At 45.8% G+C, this 22,101-nt stretch carries 21 protein-coding genes and 1 pseudogene; 3 read left to right on the top strand and 19 right to left on the bottom strand.

What is annotated here, in order from left to right; all coding sequences use genetic code 11:
- Positions 1-278 precede the first annotated feature (278 nt).
- From HMPREF2726_RS00770 to HMPREF2726_RS00780, 3 genes are all read right to left on the bottom strand, one after another.
- Entirely contained in the window at positions 279-1,538 is a 1,260-nt protein-coding gene (locus HMPREF2726_RS00770; protein WP_070601878.1) for a glutamate-5-semialdehyde dehydrogenase, read from the bottom strand.
- Between the two features lie 361 nt (positions 1,539-1,899).
- Positions 1,900-2,583 (bottom strand): 16S rRNA pseudouridine(516) synthase, encoded by a 684-nt coding sequence (locus HMPREF2726_RS00775; RefSeq protein ID WP_070601880.1) that lies wholly within the window; start codon positions 2,581-2,583, stop codon positions 1,900-1,902.
- A gap of 40 nt (positions 2,584-2,623) precedes the next feature.
- Positions 2,624-3,742 carry a methyltransferase gene (locus tag HMPREF2726_RS00780; protein WP_070601882.1) on the bottom strand — a complete coding sequence of 373 codons (1,119 nt, stop codon included), beginning with the start codon at positions 3,740-3,742 and terminating at the stop codon, positions 2,624-2,626.
- 427 nt (positions 3,743-4,169) lie between these two features.
- Between HMPREF2726_RS00780 and HMPREF2726_RS00785 the strand changes: the two genes are divergently transcribed.
- Positions 4,170-5,963, top strand: a complete 1,794-nt coding sequence (locus HMPREF2726_RS00785) for a 2-isopropylmalate synthase (protein WP_009311331.1) — start codon at positions 4,170-4,172, stop codon at positions 5,961-5,963.
- Positions 5,964-6,640: 677 nt separating this feature from the next.
- Here the strand turns inward: HMPREF2726_RS00785 and HMPREF2726_RS00795 are convergent.
- The 5 genes from HMPREF2726_RS00795 to HMPREF2726_RS00815 all read right to left on the bottom strand — a co-directional run bounded on the left by HMPREF2726_RS00795 (position 6,641) and on the right by HMPREF2726_RS00815 (position 9,260).
- Positions 6,641-6,976 (bottom strand): hypothetical protein, encoded by a 336-nt coding sequence (locus HMPREF2726_RS00795; protein ID WP_009311329.1) that lies wholly within the window; start codon positions 6,974-6,976, stop codon positions 6,641-6,643.
- A 112-nt stretch (positions 6,977-7,088) separates the two neighbouring features.
- A complete protein-coding gene (purE, locus tag HMPREF2726_RS00800) occupies positions 7,089-7,574 on the bottom strand; it encodes a 5-(carboxyamino)imidazole ribonucleotide mutase (protein WP_009311328.1) in 486 nt (161 codons plus the stop codon).
- A gap of 77 nt (positions 7,575-7,651) precedes the next feature.
- Positions 7,652-8,392 carry a tetratricopeptide repeat protein gene (locus HMPREF2726_RS00805; protein WP_009311327.1) on the bottom strand — a complete coding sequence of 247 codons (741 nt, stop codon included), beginning with the start codon at positions 8,390-8,392 and terminating at the stop codon, positions 7,652-7,654.
- A 1-nt stretch (position 8,393) separates the two neighbouring features.
- The gene (locus tag HMPREF2726_RS00810) at positions 8,394-9,062 is read right to left on the bottom strand and encodes a class I SAM-dependent methyltransferase (protein ID WP_009311326.1); all 669 of its coding nucleotides are present in this window, start codon (positions 9,060-9,062) and stop codon (positions 8,394-8,396) included.
- Between the two features lie 12 nt (positions 9,063-9,074).
- The gene (locus tag HMPREF2726_RS00815) at positions 9,075-9,260 is read right to left on the bottom strand and encodes a DUF3460 family protein (protein ID WP_003761287.1); all 186 of its coding nucleotides are present in this window, start codon (positions 9,258-9,260) and stop codon (positions 9,075-9,077) included.
- A gap of 401 nt (positions 9,261-9,661) precedes the next feature.
- Here HMPREF2726_RS00815 and HMPREF2726_RS00820 point away from each other — a divergent pair, with 401 nt between their 5' ends.
- Positions 9,662-11,032 carry a polynucleotide adenylyltransferase PcnB gene (locus HMPREF2726_RS00820; protein WP_009311325.1) on the top strand — a complete coding sequence of 457 codons (1,371 nt, stop codon included), beginning with the start codon at positions 9,662-9,664 and terminating at the stop codon, positions 11,030-11,032.
- 168 nt (positions 11,033-11,200) lie between these two features.
- On the opposite strand, the gene HMPREF2726_RS00825 is transcribed toward HMPREF2726_RS00820, so the two are convergent.
- Positions 11,201-11,917 carry an S-methyl-5'-thioinosine phosphorylase gene (locus HMPREF2726_RS00825; RefSeq protein ID WP_009311324.1) on the bottom strand — a complete coding sequence of 239 codons (717 nt, stop codon included), beginning with the start codon at positions 11,915-11,917 and terminating at the stop codon, positions 11,201-11,203.
- Between the two features lie 264 nt (positions 11,918-12,181).
- Positions 12,182-13,252 carry an AI-2E family transporter gene (locus HMPREF2726_RS00830; protein WP_009311323.1) on the bottom strand — a complete coding sequence of 357 codons (1,071 nt, stop codon included), beginning with the start codon at positions 13,250-13,252 and terminating at the stop codon, positions 12,182-12,184.
- A 204-nt stretch (positions 13,253-13,456) separates the two neighbouring features.
- On the opposite strand from HMPREF2726_RS00830, the gene purM reads away from it, so the two are divergent.
- Positions 13,457-14,491 carry a phosphoribosylformylglycinamidine cyclo-ligase gene (gene purM, locus HMPREF2726_RS00835; RefSeq protein WP_009311322.1) on the top strand — a complete coding sequence of 345 codons (1,035 nt, stop codon included), beginning with the start codon at positions 13,457-13,459 and terminating at the stop codon, positions 14,489-14,491.
- A 92-nt stretch (positions 14,492-14,583) separates the two neighbouring features.
- Here purM and HMPREF2726_RS00840 read toward each other — a convergent pair whose 3' ends face one another.
- The 9 genes and pseudogenes from HMPREF2726_RS00840 to HMPREF2726_RS14575 all read right to left on the bottom strand — a co-directional run bounded on the left by HMPREF2726_RS00840 (position 14,584) and on the right by HMPREF2726_RS14575 (position 21,873).
- Positions 14,584-15,075 (bottom strand): tetratricopeptide repeat protein, encoded by a 492-nt coding sequence (locus HMPREF2726_RS00840; RefSeq protein ID WP_009311321.1) that lies wholly within the window; start codon positions 15,073-15,075, stop codon positions 14,584-14,586.
- A gap of 2,600 nt (positions 15,076-17,675) precedes the next feature.
- Positions 17,676-18,206, bottom strand: coding sequence for a hypothetical protein (locus tag HMPREF2726_RS00850; protein ID WP_070601884.1), 531 nt, complete (start codon positions 18,204-18,206; stop codon positions 17,676-17,678).
- A 126-nt stretch (positions 18,207-18,332) separates the two neighbouring features.
- Positions 18,333-18,731 (bottom strand): interleukin, encoded by a 399-nt coding sequence (locus tag HMPREF2726_RS14240; RefSeq protein WP_210399670.1) that lies wholly within the window; start codon positions 18,729-18,731, stop codon positions 18,333-18,335.
- Positions 18,732-18,936: 205 nt separating this feature from the next.
- Entirely contained in the window at positions 18,937-19,353 is a 417-nt protein-coding gene (locus HMPREF2726_RS00860; RefSeq protein ID WP_009311317.1) for a hypothetical protein, read from the bottom strand.
- A 362-nt stretch (positions 19,354-19,715) separates the two neighbouring features.
- Complete coding sequence (locus tag HMPREF2726_RS00865; RefSeq protein WP_232203773.1) at positions 19,716-20,069, bottom strand: hypothetical protein; 354 nt, start codon at positions 20,067-20,069, stop codon at positions 19,716-19,718.
- A gap of 135 nt (positions 20,070-20,204) precedes the next feature.
- Positions 20,205-20,462 (bottom strand): annotated as a pseudogene (locus tag HMPREF2726_RS00870) (RHS repeat domain-containing protein); the annotation flags it as partial.
- A gap of 139 nt (positions 20,463-20,601) precedes the next feature.
- Positions 20,602-20,919: a hypothetical protein gene (locus HMPREF2726_RS00875; protein ID WP_009311310.1), complete on the bottom strand. Its 318-nt coding sequence runs from the start codon at positions 20,917-20,919 to the stop codon at positions 20,602-20,604.
- 17 nt (positions 20,920-20,936) lie between these two features.
- Entirely contained in the window at positions 20,937-21,296 is a 360-nt protein-coding gene (locus HMPREF2726_RS12550) for a hypothetical protein (protein ID WP_349267175.1), read from the bottom strand.
- 253 nt (positions 21,297-21,549) lie between these two features.
- Positions 21,550-21,873, bottom strand: a complete 324-nt coding sequence (locus HMPREF2726_RS14575; protein ID WP_246827836.1) for a hypothetical protein — start codon at positions 21,871-21,873, stop codon at positions 21,550-21,552.
- Between the last annotated feature and the right edge of the window lie 228 nt (positions 21,874-22,101).

Genomic DNA, 22,101 nt, shown 5'->3' on the forward strand with positions numbered 1-22,101 from the left:
CGCCGTACTGGTTTAAAGTTAATCCACTATAGTTTCAGACGACCTTTGAGCGCGGATACATCGAACCCAAAATCGTCGTATCGGATTGAGGTTAGGGCGTTATGGAAATTTGAATGATTATAATGGAATAGTTTGTGTTGATGATAACCGTATAACGATATTGCATTTTCGTGAAACCGATAATAGGCAACAAGATTTGCCATTGCAGTAAAAAAGGTCGTCTGAAAACTGTTTTTCAGACGACCTTTTGCCGTTTTATCACTCAAGAAAGCGACGGATTACGAACGTACCTGCCCGTCGCCCAAGACAATCCATTTCTGCGAAGTCAGCCCGTGCAGACCGACGGGGCCGCGGACGTGGATTTTGTCGGTGGAAATGCCGATTTCCGCACCGAGGCCGTACTCGAAGCCGTCGGCGAAGCGGGTGGAGGCATTGACCATGACGCTGGCGCTGTCGACCGTACGCAGGAAGGTGCGGGCGTCGGTGTAGGATTCGGTTACGATGCTGTCGGTGTGGTGGCTGCCGTGTGTGTTGATGTGGGCGACGGCTTCTTCGAGACTGTCGACGATTTTGACGGAGAGGATGGGGGCGAGGTATTCGGTGTCCCAGTCTTCTTCGGAGGCCGTCTGAATGTGGGGCAGGATGGACAGGGTACGCGGGCAGCCGCGCAGCTCGACGTCGCGGGCGGCGTATTTCTCCGCCAATACGGGCAGGATTTCGGCGGCGCGGCTTTGGTGGACGAGCAGGGTTTCCATGGTGTTGCAGGTGCCGTAGCGCGAGGTTTTGGCGTTGAAGGCGATGTTGACGGCCTTTTCGGTGTCGGCGGCGCAGTCGATATAGACGTGGCAGATGCCGTCGAGGTGTTTGATGACGGGCACGCGGGCTTCTGCGGCGATGCGGGAAACCAGCGACTTGCCGCCGCGCGGGATGACGACGTCGATAAACTCTGGGCTTTGCAGCATGGCGCCGACGCTTTCGCGGTCGGTGTTTTCAATCAGGCTGACGGCCGCTGCGGGCAGACCGTTTTCAACTAACGCCTGCGTAATCAGTTTAGAGAGCGCCATATTGCTGTTGAAGGCTTCGCTGCCGCCGCGCAGGACGCAGGCGTTGCCGGATTTGAGGCAGAGGGCGGCGGCATCGACGGTTACGTTGGGACGGGATTCGTAAATGATGCCGACAACGCCCAAAGGTACGCGCATTTTGCCGATTTGCAGGCCGTTTTCGCGGGTGCGGAATTCGTCCATTTCGCCGACGGGGTCGGGCAGGGCGGCAATCTGGCGCAAACCTTCGCACATATTGTCTATGGTTTTTTCGGTCAGCCGCAGGCGGTCGAGCAGGGCGTCGTTCAAACCTTTCTGCGCGGCCTGTTCCATATCTTGAGCGTTGGCGGCGAGGATGGCGGTTTGATGGTGTTTGATGAGTTCGGCGGTGCGCAGGAGCGCGGCGTTTTTTTGCGCGGTTTCGGCGGCGGCGACAACATAGGAAGCCTGCTTGGCGGCGGACGCGGTGTGGCGGACGTAGTCTTGGATGTTTTGCATGGTGTCTCTGCGGGGAAAGTGGGAATGGGTTGATGATAAGGTCGTCTGAACGGGAATTCAATAGGATGCAGGGAGACGGTTCAAATGATACTGGGGAAGGGGATTGAGAAAATCGCAGATAAAAAAACCATCTATACTAAGGGGAAAAGTATAGATGGCCAAACACATTACGGGGAAAACGTCTTACTCACTTACTCACTTCTCTCGAAGCAAGTGTTACTCAGACACGCGAATTATATAATAGTTCACGAATGATGACGTTAAGTTTGGTTAATGACGTCTTAACAATCATATCATCATGTTTTTAAACAAATAAAAAAATCATAATGGTTAAATTTTTTTTGAAAAAACTTCAAAATTTTCAAACTGTGATGAATTTCCACTCCCCTGAGGCTAAATTTTCTACCGTTCGTCCGTTAAATTCGTCCCGATGGAGGTGTTCGACGCGGTTGCCGGCAGCGGCGACCATGCGTTTGACTTGATGATATTTGCCTTCGGTAATGGTCATCAGCAGGGTGGTCGGGTTTTCCAAAACGGCTTCGGCTGCGCGGACGGTTTCGTTGTCGTCGTGCAGCAGGACGCCGTTTTTCAGCGTTTCACACAGGCTGTCGTCGGCAGGATGCTTCAGGGTAACGCGGTAGATTTTGGGTACTTTGTGTTTCGGCGAGGTAACGCGGTGGTTGAACTGCCCGTCGTTGGTAATCAGCAAAACGCCCGTCGTATCTGCATCCAGCCTGCCGACCGCCTGCATGTCGATATTGCGCATATGGTCGGGGAAAAGGCTGAAAACGCTGGGGTATTGCTGCGGTTTGTGCGAGGTTTCGTAATTGGCGGGCTTGTTGAGCAGGATATAAAAATAGGGCATGGGTACGACGACGATGTCTTCGCCGTCTATGCGCAGCGTTTGGACTTCGGCGGGATCGATGTCGGCTTTGGTGTCGTTGCAGACCGTATCGTTGATTTCGACACAGTCGTTTTGAATCAGCCACTGGCATTGTTTGCGGCTGCCTATGCCTTGGGATTGGAGGTATTTGATCAGTTGCATGGGAATGGCGGGAACGGGTTTCAGACGACCTGATTGTATATCAGGACTTCACTTTCAAACGATAGAGATATGTGGTTTCCAGATTGCGGGCGAAGGCGAGCGGGTCGGATTCGTCGGCGGCTTTGCGGTGGCGCGGTTTGGTTTTCAGAATATCGGCCACTTCTAAAGAGGTCGTCTGAAAACATTGTTCCAGAAAATCGCGGTCGCGTAAGTGCAGATGTTCCGCCAAGTCGGAAATGATTAACCACGCTTCGCCTTGCGGGTTTAAATGCTGCCGCACGCCGTTTAAGAAGGCGGTCAGCATGGCGTTGTCGGGATCGTAGAGGGCGGTTTCGACGGCGGAAGTCGGTTTGGCGGGCAGCCACGGCGGGTTGCAGACGATCAGGTCGGCGCGTCCTTCGGGAAACAAATCGACGGCTTGGACGACGACTTGTTTGTCCAGCCCCAAGCGGGCGAGGTTGGCGGTTGCGCAGGCGATGGCTTTGGGGTTGGTGTCGGTGGCAGTGATGTCGGGAATACCGCGTTTGGCAAGGGTGGCGGCGATAACGCCGGAACCTGTGCCGACGTCGAACGCCGTCTGAATATGTGGATTCAACGGTGCTTGGGCGATTAAGTCCAAATATTCGCCGCGCAGGGGCGAGAACACGCCGAAGGGAACATGGATTTTGCCGCCAAGCTGCGGAATGTCTATGCCTTTTTTGTGCCATTCGTGTGCGCCGATGAAACCCAAAAGCTGGTTAAGCGGCAGTAAAAACGGCGCGTCGTTCGGCTCGGCGTACACATCGGCAAGGGCTGCGCGGACGTCGGGCGCGCGCGGGTTGCTTAACTGAAAACCCGCGCCGATTTCGACGGCAAGCATATTCAGCACGCGGCTTTGCTGCGCCTGTTTCATACGGTGGGTGTGGAAGGTCGTCTGAATATCGGTAGGCGCGTTTTTTGTTTTTTCAGACGACCTGCGGACGCGCTTTTTCATCGCTGCCAAAACTTGCTTGGCGTTGTGGAAATCGCCCGTCCAAACGGTTGCCGTGTGGGCGTGGGCGTTTTTCAGAATATCGGCGGCATTGCTTTCATGCACATAAACCGCCTGCTTGGGCGGCTTCTGCGTGCTTTCGTTGCGCCATTCGGCAGCGGCGCGGTCGGTCGGGATAATGGGGAACATGGAGGGAAGGAGGAAGGGAAACCGGCGGCAAGTTTACTATAGTGGATTAAAATTGCAATGATACGGCGTTGCCAACGCCCTTATGTACTACCCGTACACGGCGGGCGTTGTCGCCTTGTCTCATTTTTATTTTAATCCACTATATATTTCGGCTTACGATGTATTGCCGTTATGGTGTGCTAGACATTCAAAATAAGCGGGCGCAGTTTGGACTGTAATGCCTATTCATTATTTGGCAGCAGGTATGTGTCGCTTGCTTTTTGTACTTAAGATTTTGAAACTAAATTGGACAAAATGTATAAAATAATTCTGGATTTAAAAAGTAAATCCGTATTTTTAGAAAAATAGATTGTCGTTTTGTCTAAAATGCGTATAATCCCCTTCCAAAGCAAACCATAATTTCGATAAAGTTTGGACAAGGAACATCATGCAATTAGACATTGACCGCTTAGTTGCTTATTTCGGCGGCGTGAATGCACTTGCCGAAGCGTTGAAACAGCACGATCCCGAAAATGCCGCAACAACCGCTGCCATCTATAAATGGCGCACGCGCGGGTCGCTGCCTTTGGCGCAACTGCAAAAGCTGACCGCGCTGGCGGAAGCGCAAGGCAGGCCGCTGGATTTGAATGCTTTTTTACAAAAAAACGAATCTCTGGAGAGAACAGAAATGACACAGACCAACCGCGTAATTATTTTCGATACCACCATGCGCGACGGCGAGCAGTCGCCCGGTGCATCCATGACCAAAGAGGAGAAAATCCGCATTGCCCGCCAGTTGGAGAAAATGGGCGTGGATGTGATTGAGGCGGGTTTTGCCGCCGCCAGCCCGGGTGATTTCGAGTCGGTCAATGCGATTGCCAAAATCATCACCAAGTCCACAGTCTGCTCGCTGGCGCGTGCCGTTGAAAACGATGTGCGTAAGGCAGGCGAAGCCGTTTCCCCCGCGCCGAAAAAACGCATCCATACCTTCATCGCCACCAGCCCCATCCACATGGAGCACAAACTGAAAATGAAGCCGCAGCAGGTCATCGATGCGGCGGTCAAAGCAGTGAAAATCGCCAAAGAATACACCGACGATGTGGAATTTTCCGCCGAAGACGCCGTGCGTTCGGATTTGGACTTTCTCGCCAAAATCTTTACGGCGGTTATCGAAGCGGGCGCGACCACCATCAATATTCCCGATACTGTCGGCTACTCCATCCCTTCCGTGTGGTACGAGCGTATCAGCAACATCATCAAAAGCGTGCCCAACGGCGACAAAATAGTCTGGTCGACCCACTGCCACAACGACTTGGGTATGGCGGTTGCCAACTCGCTGGCCGCTGTTCAGGCAGGCGTGCGCCAAGTGGAATGCACCATCAACGGTTTGGGCGAACGCGCAGGCAATGCCAGCCTTGAAGAAATCGTGATGGCGTTGAAAGTGCGCCATGACCTTTTCGGCTTGGAAACCGGCATCGACACCACGCAAATCGTGCCGGTATCCAAACTGGTGTCCACCATTACCGGCTATCCGATTCAGCCCAATAAGGCGGTGGTCGGCGCAAACGCCTTTGCACACGAATCAGGCATCCATCAGGACGGCGTGTTGAAACACCCCGAAACCTATGAAATCATGACTGCCGAATCGGTCGGCTGGTCAACCAACCGTCTGACCTTGGGCAAATTGTCCGGTCGCAGCGCGTTCCGCAGCAAACTGGCGGATTTGGGCATCGAGTTGGAAAGCGAAGAGGCGCTGAACGCCGCGTTTGCCCGCTTTAAAGAACTCGCCGACAAAAAACGCGAAATCTTCGATGAAGACCTGCACGCGCTGGTGTCCGACGAAATGGGCAGCATGAACGCCGAAAGCTACAAATTCATCTCCCAAAAAATCAGCACCGAAACCGGCGAAGAGCCGTGTGCCGACATCGTGTTCAGCATCAAAGGCGAAGAAAAACGCGCATCCGCCACAGGTTCCGGCCCTGTCGATGCGATTTTCAAAGCGATTGAGAGCGTAGCGCAAAGCGGCGCGACTTTACAGATTTATTCCGTCAACGCCGTAACGCAAGGCACGGAAAGCCAAGGCGAAACCAGCGTCCGTCTGGCGCGAGGCAACCGCGTCGTCAACGGTCAGGGCGCGGATACCGACGTTTTGGTCGCCACCGCCAAAGCCTACCTCTCCGCCTTGAGCAAACTGGAATTCGGTACCGCCAAACCGAAAGCGCAAGGCAGCGGTACGATTTGAGCTTAAATGGTTTGATTTGAATTTAAAAAGCAAAGAGGTCGTCTGAAAACCGGATTTTGGGTTTTCAGACGACCTTTTTTTATTTTTTCACAGAACTGAACAGGGGAAAAAGGTTAATCAAGCACAGTAAAAAATACAAAACGAGTATTAAAGTCAGCCATAAATTTTTAAGTTTTATACTTGAGCAAATGATATGAAACAATAAATCTAGGTCGCCTATTAAATGGACAAAAAAATACGCTGTAAGGATGAAACAGAAAATGCCAATAAACTTTCTTCCTAATAGAAAGAATAGAATAGAAATATTGTTTATTATTAAAAATAATTTAATAATCATGGGGTTGTCGTTTATTTCACCTTGTAAATTGGATAAATTATAGACATCCCCATCAGTTATATAGTCTATGATGTAAAATTCATCGGTATTAAGGAGAAATGAAAACGAAATAAGTAGCAATAAAATGAGGTAATTAATTGGTTTTATGAATTTTATACTGAAAATACGGTTTGCCATCATGTTCCCATTCGTTTTATTTTTTCTGTGTATTTTTTATAACGTATTCCTGCCTGAAAGGAAGGCAATAGGTAGTATACATTGTAAACTAAAAAATCAGTCTATCATAAAAGCTTCAAACATAATCGGCTTCCAAAAGGTGTGCTGATTTAAGTGCTGACTCTTATTGAAGTTTCATCAGTCGGTCTTGTTCGACTGACAATACGCCGTTTACCTTTTGGAAATAAGCAATGGCATCTTGAATATTGGTTTTGGCTGATGGACGAATGGCAATTCCGTGCAGTTTTTTGTATTCGTAAACCAAGCTCGCGCCGGAATCGTTCACTGCCTTCATCAATGGACCTGAGCCTATGTCTTTATCGTAGAAAATAATCAGGTTGCCCGTTGTGTCTTGTGCTTGTCGGGTGGATATTGCTTCAGTCGCTTGGGTTGGTTTGCTCGGGCTTTGACAGGCGCAGAGTAGGGCGGCGAGTAGAATGGCTGCAAAAGTTTTGTTCATTGTTGTTCAGAGGGTTGAGTGATTAAAAAAAAGGTCGTCTGAAAATGGGGTAAACGAAATCAAATATTTTGTTTGCACCATTTTCAGACGACCTTTCAGATGAATTCGATGGTTATGCCTCAGGCAGTTCCATGTCTAAAACGGTTTGCTCCTGCTTGGCGCGGAAGTCGGCAAGTTTTTGCGCCAGCTCGGGGTTTTCGTTGGCAAGCAGAGAGATGGCGAACAGGGCGGCGTTGGCGGCTCCTGCTTCGCCGATGGCGAAAGTGGCGACGGGAACGCCTTTGGGCATTTGCACGATGGAGAGCAGGGAGTCTTCGCCGCGCAGGTATTTGCTGGGTACGGGTACGCCCAATACGGGGACGGTGGTTTTGGCGGCAACCATGCCGGGCAGGTGCGCCGCGCCGCCTGCGCCCGCGATGATGGCTTTGATGCCGCGTTCGCGGGCGGTTTCGGCGTATTCGAACATTAAATCGGGGGTGCGGTGTGCGGACACGACGCGGGCTTCGTATTCGACGCCGAACTCTTTGAGAAACTGCGCTGCCTGCTGCATGACGGGCCAGTCGCTGTTGCTGCCCATGATGATGCCGATTTTGACCATATTTGCTCCTAGTGTATAAAACGTTATTCAATGAATGATTTCAGACGACCTTTGAATATGGGAGGTCGTCTGAAAAGTTATCGTTGCTTGATGCTGACGGCGGCGCGTTTGGCGGCGGCGCTGCCGGGGTAGCTCTGTATCAGTTTGCGCCAGGTGTTGCGGGCGATGTCTTTCTGTTGCAGCTTGTATTGGCATTGCCCGATGCTGAAGAGCGCGTCGGGGGCTTGCGGGCTGTTGCGGAAACGGTTGGCGAAGCGGCCGCCGATTTCGATGACGGATTCGCAGTTGCCCATACGCTGTTGGCTTTGCAGCAGTAGATACATATTGCGTCGGGCGCTTTCGCTGCCGTTGCCGCCGTCTGCTCCTTTTAAGACTGCGGCCGCTGCGGCGTAATTGTTGCGCTGATAGTATTTGAGGGCTTGGTTGTAGAGGCGAGTTTCGTTTTGGTCGGCAGAGTCGGCCTCAGAAGGCGCGGTGCCGCCGTTTGCCAGATAGGTGCTTTTGAGCTTTTGGTCGTCTAAACGCTGGGCGGGTACTTTTCTATGGGCGTGGCGCGGGGTTTTGTTTTGTTTTTCGAGTTGTTGCAGGCGCTGGTTGGTGTTTTCCATTTCGCGCTCCAAACGTTCGACCTGCATACCCAAGCGTTCGATTTGAGTCATCGTGTTCAAATCGGGATAGGGAATGGCAGAGGATTCGGCTGCGGCGGTGGGAATATCGGGCAGCATGAAGGTATCGCCGGATTTGGGTTTGGGGGCGGTAGAGGCGCAGGCGTTGAGCAGGAGGATGCCGGCAAACAGGATGGGAAGGGTTTTGTTCATTTTATTTTTTAAGCAGCAAAGTCAGACCGTCGCCGACGGGCAGGGTAATGGGTACGATGCGGGAATCGTCGGGCAGGTTGCGGTTGAAGGACTGGAGTATGTTTAGGCTGGGCGGGGCATCGCGTTCTGCTTCACCCATAACGCGCCCGTTCAGTAGGACATTGTCGATGGCGATAACGCCGCCGCTGCGAACCAGTTGCAGGCAGCGTTCGAAATATTGCGGGGTGGGCGGTTTGTCGGCATCGATCAGCGCCAAGTCGTAGCTGCCTGATTCGCCTTGACTTATCAAGTCGTCTAGGGTCAGCAGGGCGGGCTGGAGGTGGAGGGTGATTTTATGGGCGACTTGCGCTGCCTGCCAGGTTTCGCGGGCGATATCGGTAAAGGTGACGTTGATGTCGCAGGCGGTAATTTTGCCATGTTCGGGCAGGACTAGGGCGACTGCGGTGCTGCTGTAACCGGTAAACACGCCGATTTCCAGATAGTTTTCGGCTTGGAGCAGGCGCGCGAGCCAAGTCAGCAAGGCTGCCTGTTCGCGGGCAATCGCCATTTTCCCTAAACGGTGGGATTGCGTGCGCGAACGCAGGGAGGTCAGTACGGGATGCTCTTTTTCGCCGATGCTGTTGAGGTAGTCTTGCAGCGCCGGGTCGATATTGTGTGTCTGGGTGGTCATGCCGTATGGCCGTCAGTCTTGGTAGTAGGTATAAGGTTTTTTGGCGACTTTGGCGGCTTCGAATTCTTTTTGTTCTTGAGGGTCCAGCTCGACATCCCACAGCAGATGGCGGTTTTCAAGGCGTTGTGTTTCCAGCTGCGGATTGTCTTCGATGAGTTTGTCGAGGAATTGGGTGGCTTCGGATTTGTAGTGATACATGATACGGTTCCGTGCAGGTTTGTGTCAGCCTTTTATTATAACTGATAACGCCGTTACGGTTTTTAGATATTCGACTATATAGTGGATTAACTAAATCAGGACAAGGCGACACGAAGCCGCACAGTACAGACAGTACAGAACCGATTCACTTTGGTGCTTCAGCACCTTAGAGGAATCGTTCTCTTTGAACTAAGGCGAGGTAACGCCGTCGGTTTAAAGTTAAGCCACTATATTTTCAGGGTTTATGGTGTTTCGGGTATAATGCCGCCTTATTTTTTAATGCGATACGGTAGGTCGTCTGAAGCCTTTGCATAATATTTTGCCCGTATTCCCGGCAGAATATTGCGCAAAGGCTTCGCCGCCGGTTTCAGACGACCTCTTTTTATTTTGGAAAGAGTTTTATGTTGAAAAAATGGTTGCATAAAGTTTTACCCGGAAAGCAGCCGAAGCAAGTGCCTGTGGCGAAGGAAATCCTTCCTTTCGACAGGCACTACATCAGCGCGGATATGTTGAGTTTTGCGGCGGAAAAGGTAGTCCGCCGTCTGCATGACGAAGGTTTTCAGGCTTATGTTGTCGGCGGGGCGGTTCGCGACCTGTTGCTGGGTGTCGAGCCTAAAGACTTCGATATCGCCACCGATGCGACGCCAGAGCAGGTTCATAAGATTTTCCGCAGAAGCCGCATCATCGGCAGACGCTTTCAAATCGTACACGTCATGGTCGGGCCGGAAACCATAGAGGTCACGACCTTTAGGGGTGGCGGTAAAGTGCAGCAGAATGCGCACGGCAGGATTATGAAGGACAACACTTACGGCAGCATGGAAGAAGATGCCATGCGCCGTGATTTCACCTGCAACGCGCTTTATTACGACCCGATTAAAGAAGAAATCATCGATTTTCACCACGGTGTCGGCGATATTGCCGACCGCAAGCTGGTGATGATCGGCAATGCGGCGGAGCGTTATCAGGAAGACCCTGTCCGCATCCTGAGGGCAGTGCGGTTGTCGGGCAAACTTGGGTTTGACGTGGAAGAAAACACCGCTGCACCGATTCCGGAACAGGCAGGTCGTCTGAAACACGAACCCGTAGCGCGCCTGTTTGACGAAATCATGAAACTGCTGTTTTCCGGTTATGCCAGAGAGTGTCTGAAACGATTGAATTCCCTAGGCGTTTCAGACGACGTCCATCCGCTTCTGACTGCGCTCAAATCGGCCACAAAACCTGAAAACCGCATTATCTCTCTCGCCTTGAAAAATACGGACGAACGTTTGCGCGCAGACAAATCCGTATCAGTGGGCTTTGTTCTTGCTGCTGTATTGTGGCCGGTTTTGAACCGTCATTGGCAGGACAACATCAAACGCGGTCAAAAACCTGCGCATGCTTTATCCGAAGCAATGAACACCATGCGCGAGACGGTGGAAAAAGGCTGGGGTGTGCCGCAGCGTTTTGCCGCGACCATGAGGGAAATTTGGCAGCTTCAGCCGCAATTCGACTACACACGCGGCGCGCGTCCGCACAAAATGCTGGCGCAAGCGCGTTTCCGTGCGGCTTACGATTTCCTTGTGTTGCGCGGAGAGGTCGGCGAAGTGGAGCGGGATTTGGTCGAATGGTGGACGAAGTTCCAACATACAGATGCGGAAGCCCGCGTGGAAATGACGCTTGTCACACAACAGCGTCGGCAACACGGGCAAGGCGATGGCGCGGATGGCAAGCCGAATCGCAAACGCCGTCGCTCGCGTAAGAAAAAACCGGCTGCGGATAAGCCGGAATCATGAATCGACGGATTGCAAACGGTTTTGTCTTATTAGTTTGTTGCAGGACTGAAGTGTTGGTTTGAATGTCAAATTGTTTCTGCCGTATTTATCTTAGTGATGAGGTCGTCTGAAAATTTTCAGACGACCTTTTTGCATGGTTTAAAGAATCAAGAGGGAAACATTCACCCTTTACAAACCCGCAAGCAAACGACGGATTTTGCCGATGGCAAGCTCAGTTTCCAAGCCGCATTCCGTCCCGTCCGCTCCGTCGCTGAGGCAGCGGATGTCGGTGATGCCGCAGAAGTGGGCGTATTGGATGCCCAGTTCGCGTGCGAGAAAGGCTTCGGGCATTCCGGTCATGCCCAATACGTCCACGCCGTCGCGGCGGTAACGTTGGATTTCGGCGCGGGTCGGCCAGCGCGGGCCTTGCAGGCAGCCGTAAACGGCTTGGGTGTATAAGGGCATTTGGTGCTGTTGCGCGTGTTCGGCAATTTTTTCGCGCAGCCCGGCGGAGTAGGGTTCGAGAAAATCGGTGTGTACGACCGGTTCTTCCTGTCCTTCAAAAAAGGTGTCCTTGCGGCCGTAGGTGTAGTCGATCAAGTCGTCGGGCAGGACGAGTGCGCCGTTTTCAAAGCGGTCGTTGATGCTGATGACGGAGGAAACGGCGACGATGTATTCCGCACCTATGGAATGCAACGCCCAGATGTTGGCGCGATAGTTGATTTCGTGCGGTGCGACGGTATGGCCGAAGCCGTGCCGCGCGAGGAAGAAAATGTCCTGACTGCCCAGTTTGCCGCTTAAGACGGGGCTGCTGGTCAGTCCGTAGGGGGTGCGGACGATTTTGCGGTCGGTGATGCTCAGTTCTGGCAGCTTGGTCAGGCTGCTGCCGCCGATGATGGCTAACATATGGTCCTTTGTTTAAATGATTTCAGGGAGTGAGTGTCGGAAAGAAAAAGGTTTGCAAAACAGCCATAAAAATGGAAAACAGGATTAACACCTTCATTTTTTCCGGAAGCTGTATCCGTCGTCTACGGGAAGCACTTCCCATAGCAACATCGACAGAAAACCGGATATAAACCAAAGTGCAAAATTGTTCAACATGGCTGTCGAAGAAAGGCTAGAAGGTCGTCTGAAACCTCATATCCGTTTTCAGACGACCTTTTTGCCCTTTTATTTGTGTTTGTAAAAACGGCTGTGGAAATAAGCATTCACACCTTCGCGCAGCAGGACTAAGGTTACGGCGGCAAGCGGCAGGCCGGCGAGCATGCCGACGAAGCCCATCAGTTGTCCGAACGCCATCAACGAGAAAATCACCCAGAAAGGCGACAGGCCGATGCGGTCGCCGACGATTTTCGGGGTAACGATAAAGCTCTCGAGGAATTGTCCGATACCGAACACAACCCACACCATAATCAGACCGTGCCATGTGCTAAATTGCAGCAAAGCGGCGACGGTTGCCAGCAAAAGTCCGGTAAATGCGCCCAAATACGGGATAAACACCAAAATACCGGCAATCATACCGATGGCGAAGCCCGAATCGAGTCCGACCAACATCAACCCGACCCCGTACACCAGCCCCATAATCAGCATCACCATCAACTGTCCGCGCAGGAATTCGCCCAAAACTTCATCCATATTGCTTGTGATGCGCGTATAAGTGTCGATAAAGCGACGCGGTACCAACGCGCTGATGCCATAAGACCAGCGTTTCCAGTCCAAAAGGAAATAATACAGCAAGAGCGGCAGCAGGATCAGGTTGCTCATGCCGCTGATGACGTTGCCGCTTTGGCGCATCAGCGTCGGCATCCAAGCTTTGAGCGTGTTGCTCAATTCGCCCGTATGCGACTGCAACCATTTGACCACCGAAGCCTGATCGATATGCACATAATTGCCCGCCACATGGTTCAGCCAAGGCAGCAGCCTGTTTTGCGTAAAATCGACGATTTGGGGAATGCGGCTAACCATATTGTTGAACTGGTTGATCAGCATAGGCACGATGATCAGCATCAGCGACAGCAGCAACAGCAAAGCGAATACCATCACCATCATGGACGCGGGGCCGCGTTTAATCTTTTTCTTCTGCAACCATTCCACCAGCGGATTCAACACATAAGCCAACACTGCCGCCACAATAAACGGCGTCAGGATGTCGCCCAGCGCGTACAGCAGCCAGACAAAAGCTGCAATCACGCAGCCCATAATGATCCACGGCTTCATGCCGCGCGTTTTTTTCTGATACATAAAGCCTTTCCATGTGTGTTTCAGCGGGAGCCGCCGCAATCGTTTTCAGACGACCCCTGACCGTCCAGTATAACAGAATAAACGGGGTCGTCTGAAACCTCAGATTGTTTACAAAATCACCGAAAAATCCAAGCCCGCGCCTGCAAAATAAGGTAAAATACGCCCCATCGTTTTTCCGTCCCAATCACGATAAGGAACCCATTCATGAGCACTTCACTGAGCTACCGCGACGCAGGCGTTGACATTGACGCAGGCGATCAACTGGTCGAAAACATCAAACCTTTTGCCAAACGCACCATGCGTCCCGAAGTGTTGGGTGATTTGGGCGGCTTCGGCGCATTGGTCGAAATCAGCAAAAAATACAAAAATCCCGTCCTCGTCAGCGGCACCGACGGCGTGGGCACCAAGCTCAAGCTCGCCTTCGACTGGGACAAACACGACACCGTCGGTATCGACCTCGTCGCCATGAGCGTCAACGATATTTTGGTTCAAGGTGCTGAGCCTTTGTTTTTCCTTGACTATTTCGCCTGCGGCAAACTCGACGTCGCCCGCGCTACCGACGTGATTAAAGGCATCGCCCAAGGATGCGAAGAATCCGGCTGCGCCCTCATCGGCGGCGAAACCGCCGAAATGCCCGGCATGTACCCCGAAGGCGAATACGACTTGGCAGGCTTCGCCGTCGGCGTGGTCGAAAAAGAGCGCGTCATCAACGGCCGCAGCATCAAAGCGGGCGACATCGTGTTGGGCCTAGCTTCCAACGGCGCCCATTCCAACGGCTATTCCCTCGTCCGCAAAATCATCGCCCGCGACAATCCCGATTTGGACGCCGAGTTTGACAACGGCAAAACCTTGCGCGAAACCATCATCGCCCCAACCCGCCTGTATGTGAAACCCATCCTCGCCGCTTTGGAAAAATTCACCATTAAAGGCATGGCACACATTACCGGCGGCGGCATTACCGAAAACGTGCCGCGCATCCTGCCGGAAAACACCGTCGCCCAAATCGACGCCAAAGCATGGGAATTGCCCAAGCTGTTCCAATGGCTGCAACAGGCAGGCAATGTGGAAACGCAAGAAATGTACCGCACCTTCAACTGCGGCATCGGCATGGTGGTCGTGATTGCCAAAGAAGATGCTGATGCGGTGCAGGCATTCTTAACCGAACAAGGCGAAACCGTTTACCGTTTGGGTAAAATCCGCGAACGCAACGGCGATGAGCATCAGACCCAAGTGGCTTAAATCACAAGCCTGAATCTAAATAAAAGGTCGTCTGAAATTAATTTCAGACGACCTCACTATACGGTTTGATCTTTAATATGGTTTACATAACTTTATGTACTTTCTAGATTTTTCAATAATTGACCAGCTTCTTCCTTGGAGATTTCAGTAATATAATCGCTCTTGATAGCAAACTTAAGTAATTCTATTATCTTATGATAATCCCTCTTGTTTTTCCTATTAATTAAGAATTTTGCATAATCAAGAGCTGCATCTCCATCATTTAATTCTAATATTGCTTTATTCCACCAAAATTTAGCCTGCCTTATATTACCTAAACCGACATAAAGTGATGCAATATTAGAACATACCCCACCACTTTTCCCTTCATATTGCCAACTTTTTCTATACCATTTAAGCGCCAAAAGTGGATTTTTTTCAATCCCATATCCAATATCATATAAAACTGCTAAATTATTATAACAATTAACATCTCCTTGCAAGGCTCCTTTCTTCAAAAAATAAAAAGCTTTTTGATAATCTTCATGTTTAAGAAAATAACTAGCTTGTAAAAAATCATCAGTATGATAATCGTCATTACACATAGAACCATCCTTAACATTTTATTTTTAGGGGCAGCATTATAAGAAAGAGCCCATTATCGCGTTCGATGTTAGCGATGACATCGTTGTCACTATAAATCGCGCCAGTCGGTTTCGGGCAATCCGTTTCGAGTGATCTCTTCCTTGCTCGACACTTCCATTGGTGTTGGACGATGAGTCAGCCGTTTTCGTTGTAGTTGAATCAGGTGATGCTTTGGCTGTTGGCGGCTCGGACGAGGTTGCCTTCAAGTCGTATCAGTAAACGGTTTTCTGAACCTTGTCGCCGCCATCGCGGGCTAGGGGGGGGATTAAGCGTTCCAATATATCGCGTTTGAATTCAGTAATCCCAGTGGAGTTTGGGCTTCGAGGTTGTCTGAAAAGCAGAAAACGCATCTGCGCGTACAGCACACACTCTACGTCGGGATTGAGGACATACGGACCACTAATTACCCTATATTTATATTTCTCATTATTTATTAATATACTGTAACTGATTCGACTTTGTTATTTTCAAACCAAAATATCGCTCTAATATCATCACAATCTACATTATCATATTTATCTAAAACTAAAGAATCATAACCAAAAATTTTTTTATTTCTTCAATATCCTTGTCAATTAAATTTATATCTTTATAAAAAAGATTATTTTTTAGTTCCATTCCTGCAAATTGGCCATTTTTTTTTAAAGTAAATTAATGAGTTAATTCCATTTTCTTTAAAAATAAAAGAGTTATAAATATCTTCATTTTCTGAAAAAATATTTGCATTTAACCCATCTAATATTTTCTTATAATCAGTATAAATTTTATCAAAATACAATTCATTAATTTTAATTGTAGGAATCCAATTCCATTTTTGTTTTCATCATCTTCTATTATCTTTTATATAATATAATTTATCTGATTCATTTATTTTCTTTGGGTGTTTTAAAAAGTTTCTTAAATTTGCAGATAAAATTATATAAAATAAATATATTTATAAAAAGGCTAATTGATACGTAAGTAAAGTGTATTATTCTTCGATAAAAGATATTATCAACAGTAGGATTCAGGTTTAGTCCAAAATAAGTAATAATATCTTCTTCAATAATGGACCATGGAAGTGTTATGGTAATATTAATTAATTCTAAAATCCAAGGGTTTATTATAAATAAGATTATATATATAAATAAATATAATAAAAAATATTTACAGATTTTCATAAAATCACCTATGGTTTGTAGATGTTTTTTAATGGTTTTATTGATAGATAGTGGATTTTGGCAAGTTCAGGTCCCAACGCTTTATAGAAAAATCAGGATGAAGAATTAGGATATGTTGGATATTTTTAGATGTATTCATAAGAGTGTCATCGCACCTTACCATACAGTTATATTTTTCTAATTCTGAATATGAGAATTGTTCCCTACATTTAACATAGCAAATATCATGTTGTCTACAATCTATATCTAATACTCCCATTGGTTCGACATAATATCCATTATTTTCTCGAAGCTTACTGTATTGTTCTTCCCCCTTTGTCCAGTCTGGTCCACATCAATTCCCATAATATCTAAACCAATCTAATGTATCTATCTATTTCGTAGTATCCGGTTCAAAAGCATAAAATTAATATCCCAAAATAACCCAATCGGATACTGACCCCAAACTGGTCTGCATCAGGTTCGTAATACCTGAAGAAGTTGTAATATAGCCCTGATTCACGGTCGGCATACTGGTTTTGCAGGCGGAAGGGTTGATAAGTGATATCCGTTACCTTGGTTTCCTCTTTCAGATGACCTTTGCTGCCTTGCTCAGGGGAGGGGATAATTCAACCTAAAGAATCAAGTGGCTGACGAGTTTAGTTTGAATACGATAGATTTAGCGATGCAGTTTATCTCGTTCGGTGTCGGTGATAACGGGTGATTTGATTGTTTTCGTTGTAGTTGAAGTAGGAGGAGAAATGGGGAAAGGTCGTCAGGCAATTTATTTCAGACGACCTTGGTGTTTATTGGGTCTCGACCCAATCTACGGCCACTATTAGGTTATAAAGAAGATTCTAAACATAAATAAGCACGCTATTATATCTAAAAACAAGCAAATTATAACTAATAATAATAATTGAATAGTTTGACTTTTTGCTATCAATGATGCTAAGTTTTTTGATAAAAAAATAATACTTAAACTTAAAAAGGAATAGAATAAAATCTCTACTATTCCTAAAATATAATTGCTTATATTTCCATTACAAATGTTTAGAATGAAGCTAATAAGTCCTTTCAGTTCTCTGGTTAAGTACAAAATAAATAATAGGTTTAAAAATGATGAGATAAATAATTTCAACATATTATTTTATAAGGAAACACAACGTTGTTTACACAACAGGTTGAGAAAAATAAGCCTGTAAGACCTCAAAAGGTGCAAGCTCTTCTGTGGCTTTACCGTATTATAAAAATTCATAAAGCGGCACAACTCCTTTTTCCAATGTTCCGAATCCCTAAAGGGAAATTTATCATGCCAAATTTCCATTAAGATGAGAGTACTCGATCTAACCTACAGCTTAAATCAATATTTGCAACTTTCGAGATTAACTCAAGCGACAATATTTACGCTTACTTGGCGGTTACCCATCCCTGCGAATATTACCGTAATTGCTTAATAAGACATTTATAAACTCCTCTCCAAACTCTCTTATTAATACCTTCTCCATAGTCTTAAATCTTTCAATGTCTACAAACCAATCTCGGTCCATCATATGGAATAATCTTATAGATTCTTTTTTTAAACTTTGAAATGCAAAAATACCCCAATTAAGAGGTATATCCTGAACCGCAACCCAATTTAAATCAGTATCTGCCATAATAACTCCGTTATCACCATTATCATTTATATAGCTTACTATTCTTTTTACGTATTCTAATGAGTCATCATGTTTAAGAATCCAGTTCTCTAAAATAATATTAAAATCATAATCAAAAACATTAACTTGTTTATTAAAGCCACCTAAATCTAATAAGTCAGAAAAATCCTTAATAAACGCTGACTGTGTTCCAAGCCCAAAATCAAAGAACAAAAAAGTATCATAATTTGGTATTAAAAAATTGTTGGGTAAAGAAAAATTCTGCCCAACAAAAATATCATTTATGTTTTTCATAAATATTTCCTCTTGTGGGATAGGGTCGTCTGAAAGATGAATTTGGATTTTTTCAGACGACCTTTCTGGATTGTTGGGTATTGACCAAACCTAAGCGTTTCAATACATATGTTACAAAATATGATATCAATCATTATTATAATAATAAACACTTATTGGTAGGCTAACTTTATATTTTGTTAACTCTGCCAATAATTCATTATTGAAAATTTCAAAATTGCATTGATCTAAATAGAAAGCTTCAATAAAAATTCTAAAATCGTCAGCATTATTTAATCTTAATAATTGATAATTTTTTCTAAAAAAATCTACGAATTCCTGTTCATATTCACTATCCCAATATTCTTTTGAAAATTCATTTTTGTGGTTTAATTCCAGACAGCCATAATCATTTATTTTACCAATTTCATCTTTTTCTCCAGTATCAAAATAGCTAGTAACTTCAAGAGAAGTATCAAGTTTATTAACTATTTTACTAGGATTAAAATTATTACCAAAAATTGTAATTGTAAATCTTAAATTCATAAAAATACTCCTTGCTATTTTGTAAATTTAAATTTAATTCGCTGTCTTACCCCATTGCGGAAAACCATTGCTGATGGCTGATCGACTTTCCCATCGACACCTCTTCCGGTATTTTTTGGATGAAAATTATAAGGAGAGGTTATCTGAAAATTGATTTCAGACGGCCTTGATGTGTTTTGTCGGAACTTGACATAATCTACGCAGGCTAATCATCTTCTATATATGGACTTGCTATAATAGTAACAATCCTGCTATTTTTCTCCCAAACTTGCAATCCTATTGTTTCAAATTCATAAACAAATTGTGGGATGCCATCATCTTCAAAATCTAACTCATCTATTTTACCTATAAAATTGCTCTCAGTAATTATTTTAAACTGATCAATAGTTAATCCAATTAAATTAGTATCTTTGTAAAATAGTTCTTTATAGCAAAATATAGAATCAATTTTATTTTCTCTCACAGTAATAAAAAAACTACCATCTTGAGATTTATACTCACATACTCCAAATTCATCCGGCGGGCTGTATTTAAAGAATTGTAGGATAGAAATATATTTATCAATATTTTCTCCAAACTTAAATAGACCTACAGATTTAAACGGAGATAGGTTTAATTTCATCGTTTTGATCCTTTGCTACGTTCTACACCTTTTGCTTTTCGTTCCACAGTTTTCTTAATATTACTTATTTTTTCTCTAAACTAAGCCTCTCTTTTTTAGGCATTCTAGGTTTAATATGCTCTTGTAATTCCTTAATCCGTTTTTCAGCTGCTTTAAATGATCTACACCATCTCCATGTTTCTCATTTTTAGAACTATCAGAATTTCTAGCGCCTTTTTTCTGTTTCCTATTATCTTGCTACGCTTTATATTTTTTACACTTTATAAATACTTTGGAGTAAGAAACCGCGTGTGAACCTTGGGACACGCAGCCTACATATGGGCTACGGTTTGCTAGGAAGGGGGGGATTCACTCAAGGTTTGTTATTCATACCAAATACCATTTCCATCACTTCCATAGTCAGGATTGAGAAGCAAGAAATTAACGATATCCGATATTAGTAATGGAGAGGATAAGTCATCATATATTTTTATTATATGTGATGCTTTTCCATTGGAATAATCACAAATAACTCCTCCCTTTTTTACGATGTTAGCCATTACATCCTTTAATATTTCAATAATCTCGCAATTTGATAATTCAGGAAAATCATCTTGTATGCCGGCCTTGGTTCTCCATAGCCAAACTTCATCATCTAATATTTCGTTACTCCTTTTATCAATATAATCATTTAAATCGCGGTATCCTTTGGCTTTTAACTTTTTATCAATATACATATGTTTTCTAAGCTTATGCATAATAAAAATATCCTAGTGTTATATCATTTTTGATGGATTTTAAAATCTCGTGGAAGTCTTTTGACATTGAAATCCAGTGTTTCACCATGTCTTGACGAGTGCCTAATGCCAAATTTATCTCCATTTGGTAATCCTGCCCAGTCTGTCGTACTCGAACTTGGCCGTGCCCGTCCGCTGGTCGGTGCTGTGGGTCAGGTTGCCGTTGAAATCGTAGTGGTAGCGGACGGTTTCGGTAACGGGCAGGTACAGCATGTCGTACTGCGCATCGCGCCAGTCGGTGTCGGGCAGGCCGTTTCGGGCGCTCTCTTCTTTGGACGGCACTTTCCATTGGTGCTGGGCGATGAGTTGGCCGTTTCCGTTGTAGTTGAAGCAGGGTAAGGGTGGGACATAGGCAAGGTAGTCTGAAAATTGATTTCAGACGACCTTGATTTTTGGTGGGGCTCAATCTAATCCTAATCTATGACTACTGTCCGTCGAGTTTGAACTACTATCTATGTTTGTTAAGATGGATTTATTGTCCTTGGCCAAGAATTTCTTCTCCAATTATTGAATCTAACTCTATCCATGCATCTTCAAGTTGATTAACAATAGAAGATTCATTTTTATTTGGATCATCTTTTAAATTGAGATACCAGATATGTGTTAATTTTGGTATTTCATATAAATTTGACGCTAGTCTTTTTTCAATGAGATTATGATTATAAATATAATGCTTAATTTCATTCAAAATTTTTAATAATTCTTGATAGCCCTTTACGTTGAATTCAAGATTCATTCTGACCTTATCAATAAAACTATTATTTTCAAGTTTTTCTAATAATTCTTTCATGGTAAATACCTTCTAAGTTATACAAAGCCAAGTATTGCTTCTGCTGGAATTGCGCCTTTGATGAGAACTTCTTGATCACGAACTGCAAAATTTCTTAGTTGCACCAACAGTTTGGCGGCGAGGGAGGCGTCGTCGCCGAATTCGCGCTGCTCGACCAGTTCGTTGCCGGCGTTGTAGCGGTAGCCGGTCAGTTTATGGTCGAAACCGCTTTCGGCAATCAGGCGGTCGAGGACGTCGTAGGCAAAGCGGTAGCGCGCACCGTTTTCATTGGTGAGGCCGACCAGGCGGCGGGCTTTGTCGTAATGGTAACCGAAGGTATGGCCCAGCGCATTGGTACGCCGGGTCGGCAGACCGTCCTGGCCGTATTTGTAGGCGATTTTGGCTTAGATTGTTACGAAATAAATATTTCAGACGACCTCGAAAAAGAATCGAGGTCGTCTGAAAGGCAGAAACTGCGTGCGTACCGGATACAAGCTGCCTACGCAGGCTACGGCTTGCTACGAATATTACCGTAATTGCTTAATAAAACATTTATAAATTCCTCTCCAAACTCTCTTATTAATAATTTATCCATAGCCTTAAATCTTTCAATGTCTACGAACTAATCTCGATCCATCATATTGAATAACCTTATAGATTCTTTTTTGAACTTTGAAATGCAAAAACACCCCAATTAACAGGTATATCCTGAACTGCAACCCAATTTAAATCAGTATCTGCCATAATAATTCCATTATCATCATTATCATCATTATCATCATTATCATCCACATAACCTATTATTCTTTTTATATATTTTAATAAATTATCATGCTTAAGAATCCAGTTCTCTACAATAATATTAAAATCATAATCAAAAACATTAACTTGTTTATTAAAGCCACCTAAATCTAACAAGTCAGAAAAATATTCAAGAAACTCTGACTCCATTACAAGCCCAAAATCAAAGAACAAAAAAGTATCATAATTTGGTATTAAAAAATTGTTAGGTAAACACAAATTCGGCCCAATAAAAATTTGGCTACGCTACCAGCGTTCAATCCCCAAGGGTCTATCATATTTTGTATATTTGTCGAAAATTGATAAAAGTTTTCCCCCCTTTTAATCCAATCGGATCCTGATTCACAAACCGCCCCGCATCAGGTTCGTAATACCTGAAGAAGTTGTAATGCAGCCCCGTTT

It is taken from the genome of Neisseria sp. HMSC074B07, from assembly GCF_001810355.1.
Taxonomy (GTDB): Bacteria; Pseudomonadota; Gammaproteobacteria; order Burkholderiales; family Neisseriaceae; genus Neisseria.

Bases quoted from the DNA above. Each gene is read 5' to 3' on its own strand.
- purE (WP_009311328.1), bottom strand. From the start codon at position 7,574: ATGGTCAAAATCGGCATCATCATGGGCAGCAACAGCGACTGGCCCGTC.
- HMPREF2726_RS00825 (WP_009311324.1), bottom strand. From the start codon at position 11,917: ATGTTAGCCATCATCGGCGGCAGCAGCCTGACCAAGCTGCCAGAACTG.
- HMPREF2726_RS00840 (WP_009311321.1), bottom strand. From the start codon at position 15,075: ATGTGTAATGACGATTATCATACTGATGATTTTTTACAAGCTAGTTAT.
- HMPREF2726_RS00820 (WP_009311325.1), top strand. From the start codon at position 9,662: ATGTTGAAAAAATGGTTGCATAAAGTTTTACCCGGAAAGCAGCCGAAG.
- HMPREF2726_RS00795 (WP_009311329.1), bottom strand. From the start codon at position 6,976: ATGAACAAAACTTTTGCAGCCATTCTACTCGCCGCCCTACTCTGCGCC.
- HMPREF2726_RS00810 (WP_009311326.1), bottom strand. From the start codon at position 9,062: ATGACCACCCAGACACACAATATCGACCCGGCGCTGCAAGACTACCTC.
- HMPREF2726_RS00860 (WP_009311317.1), bottom strand. From the start codon at position 19,353: ATGAAATTAAACCTATCTCCGTTTAAATCTGTAGGTCTATTTAAGTTT.
- HMPREF2726_RS00865 (WP_232203773.1), bottom strand. From the start codon at position 20,069: ATGTATATTGATAAAAAGTTAAAAGCCAAAGGATACCGCGATTTAAAT.
- HMPREF2726_RS00830 (WP_009311323.1), bottom strand. From the start codon at position 13,252: ATGTATCAGAAAAAAACGCGCGGCATGAAGCCGTGGATCATTATGGGC.
- HMPREF2726_RS14240 (WP_210399670.1), bottom strand. From the start codon at position 18,731: ATGAATTTAAGATTTACAATTACAATTTTTGGTAATAATTTTAATCCT.
- HMPREF2726_RS00775 (WP_070601880.1), bottom strand. From the start codon at position 2,583: ATGCAACTGATCAAATACCTCCAATCCCAAGGCATAGGCAGCCGCAAA.
- HMPREF2726_RS00815 (WP_003761287.1), bottom strand. From the start codon at position 9,260: ATGTATCACTACAAATCCGAAGCCACCCAATTCCTCGACAAACTCATC.
- HMPREF2726_RS00875 (WP_009311310.1), bottom strand. From the start codon at position 20,919: ATGAAAGAATTATTAGAAAAACTTGAAAATAATAGTTTTATTGATAAG.
- HMPREF2726_RS00805 (WP_009311327.1), bottom strand. From the start codon at position 8,392: ATGAACAAAACCCTTCCCATCCTGTTTGCCGGCATCCTCCTGCTCAAC.
- purM (WP_009311322.1), top strand. From the start codon at position 13,457: ATGAGCACTTCACTGAGCTACCGCGACGCAGGCGTTGACATTGACGCA.
- HMPREF2726_RS00770 (WP_070601878.1), bottom strand. From the start codon at position 1,538: ATGCAAAACATCCAAGACTACGTCCGCCACACCGCGTCCGCCGCCAAG.
- HMPREF2726_RS00785 (WP_009311331.1), top strand. From the start codon at position 4,170: ATGCAATTAGACATTGACCGCTTAGTTGCTTATTTCGGCGGCGTGAAT.
- HMPREF2726_RS00780 (WP_070601882.1), bottom strand. From the start codon at position 3,742: ATGTTCCCCATTATCCCGACCGACCGCGCCGCTGCCGAATGGCGCAAC.
- HMPREF2726_RS00850 (WP_070601884.1), bottom strand. From the start codon at position 18,206: ATGAAAAACATAAATGATATTTTTGTTGGGCAGAATTTTTCTTTACCC.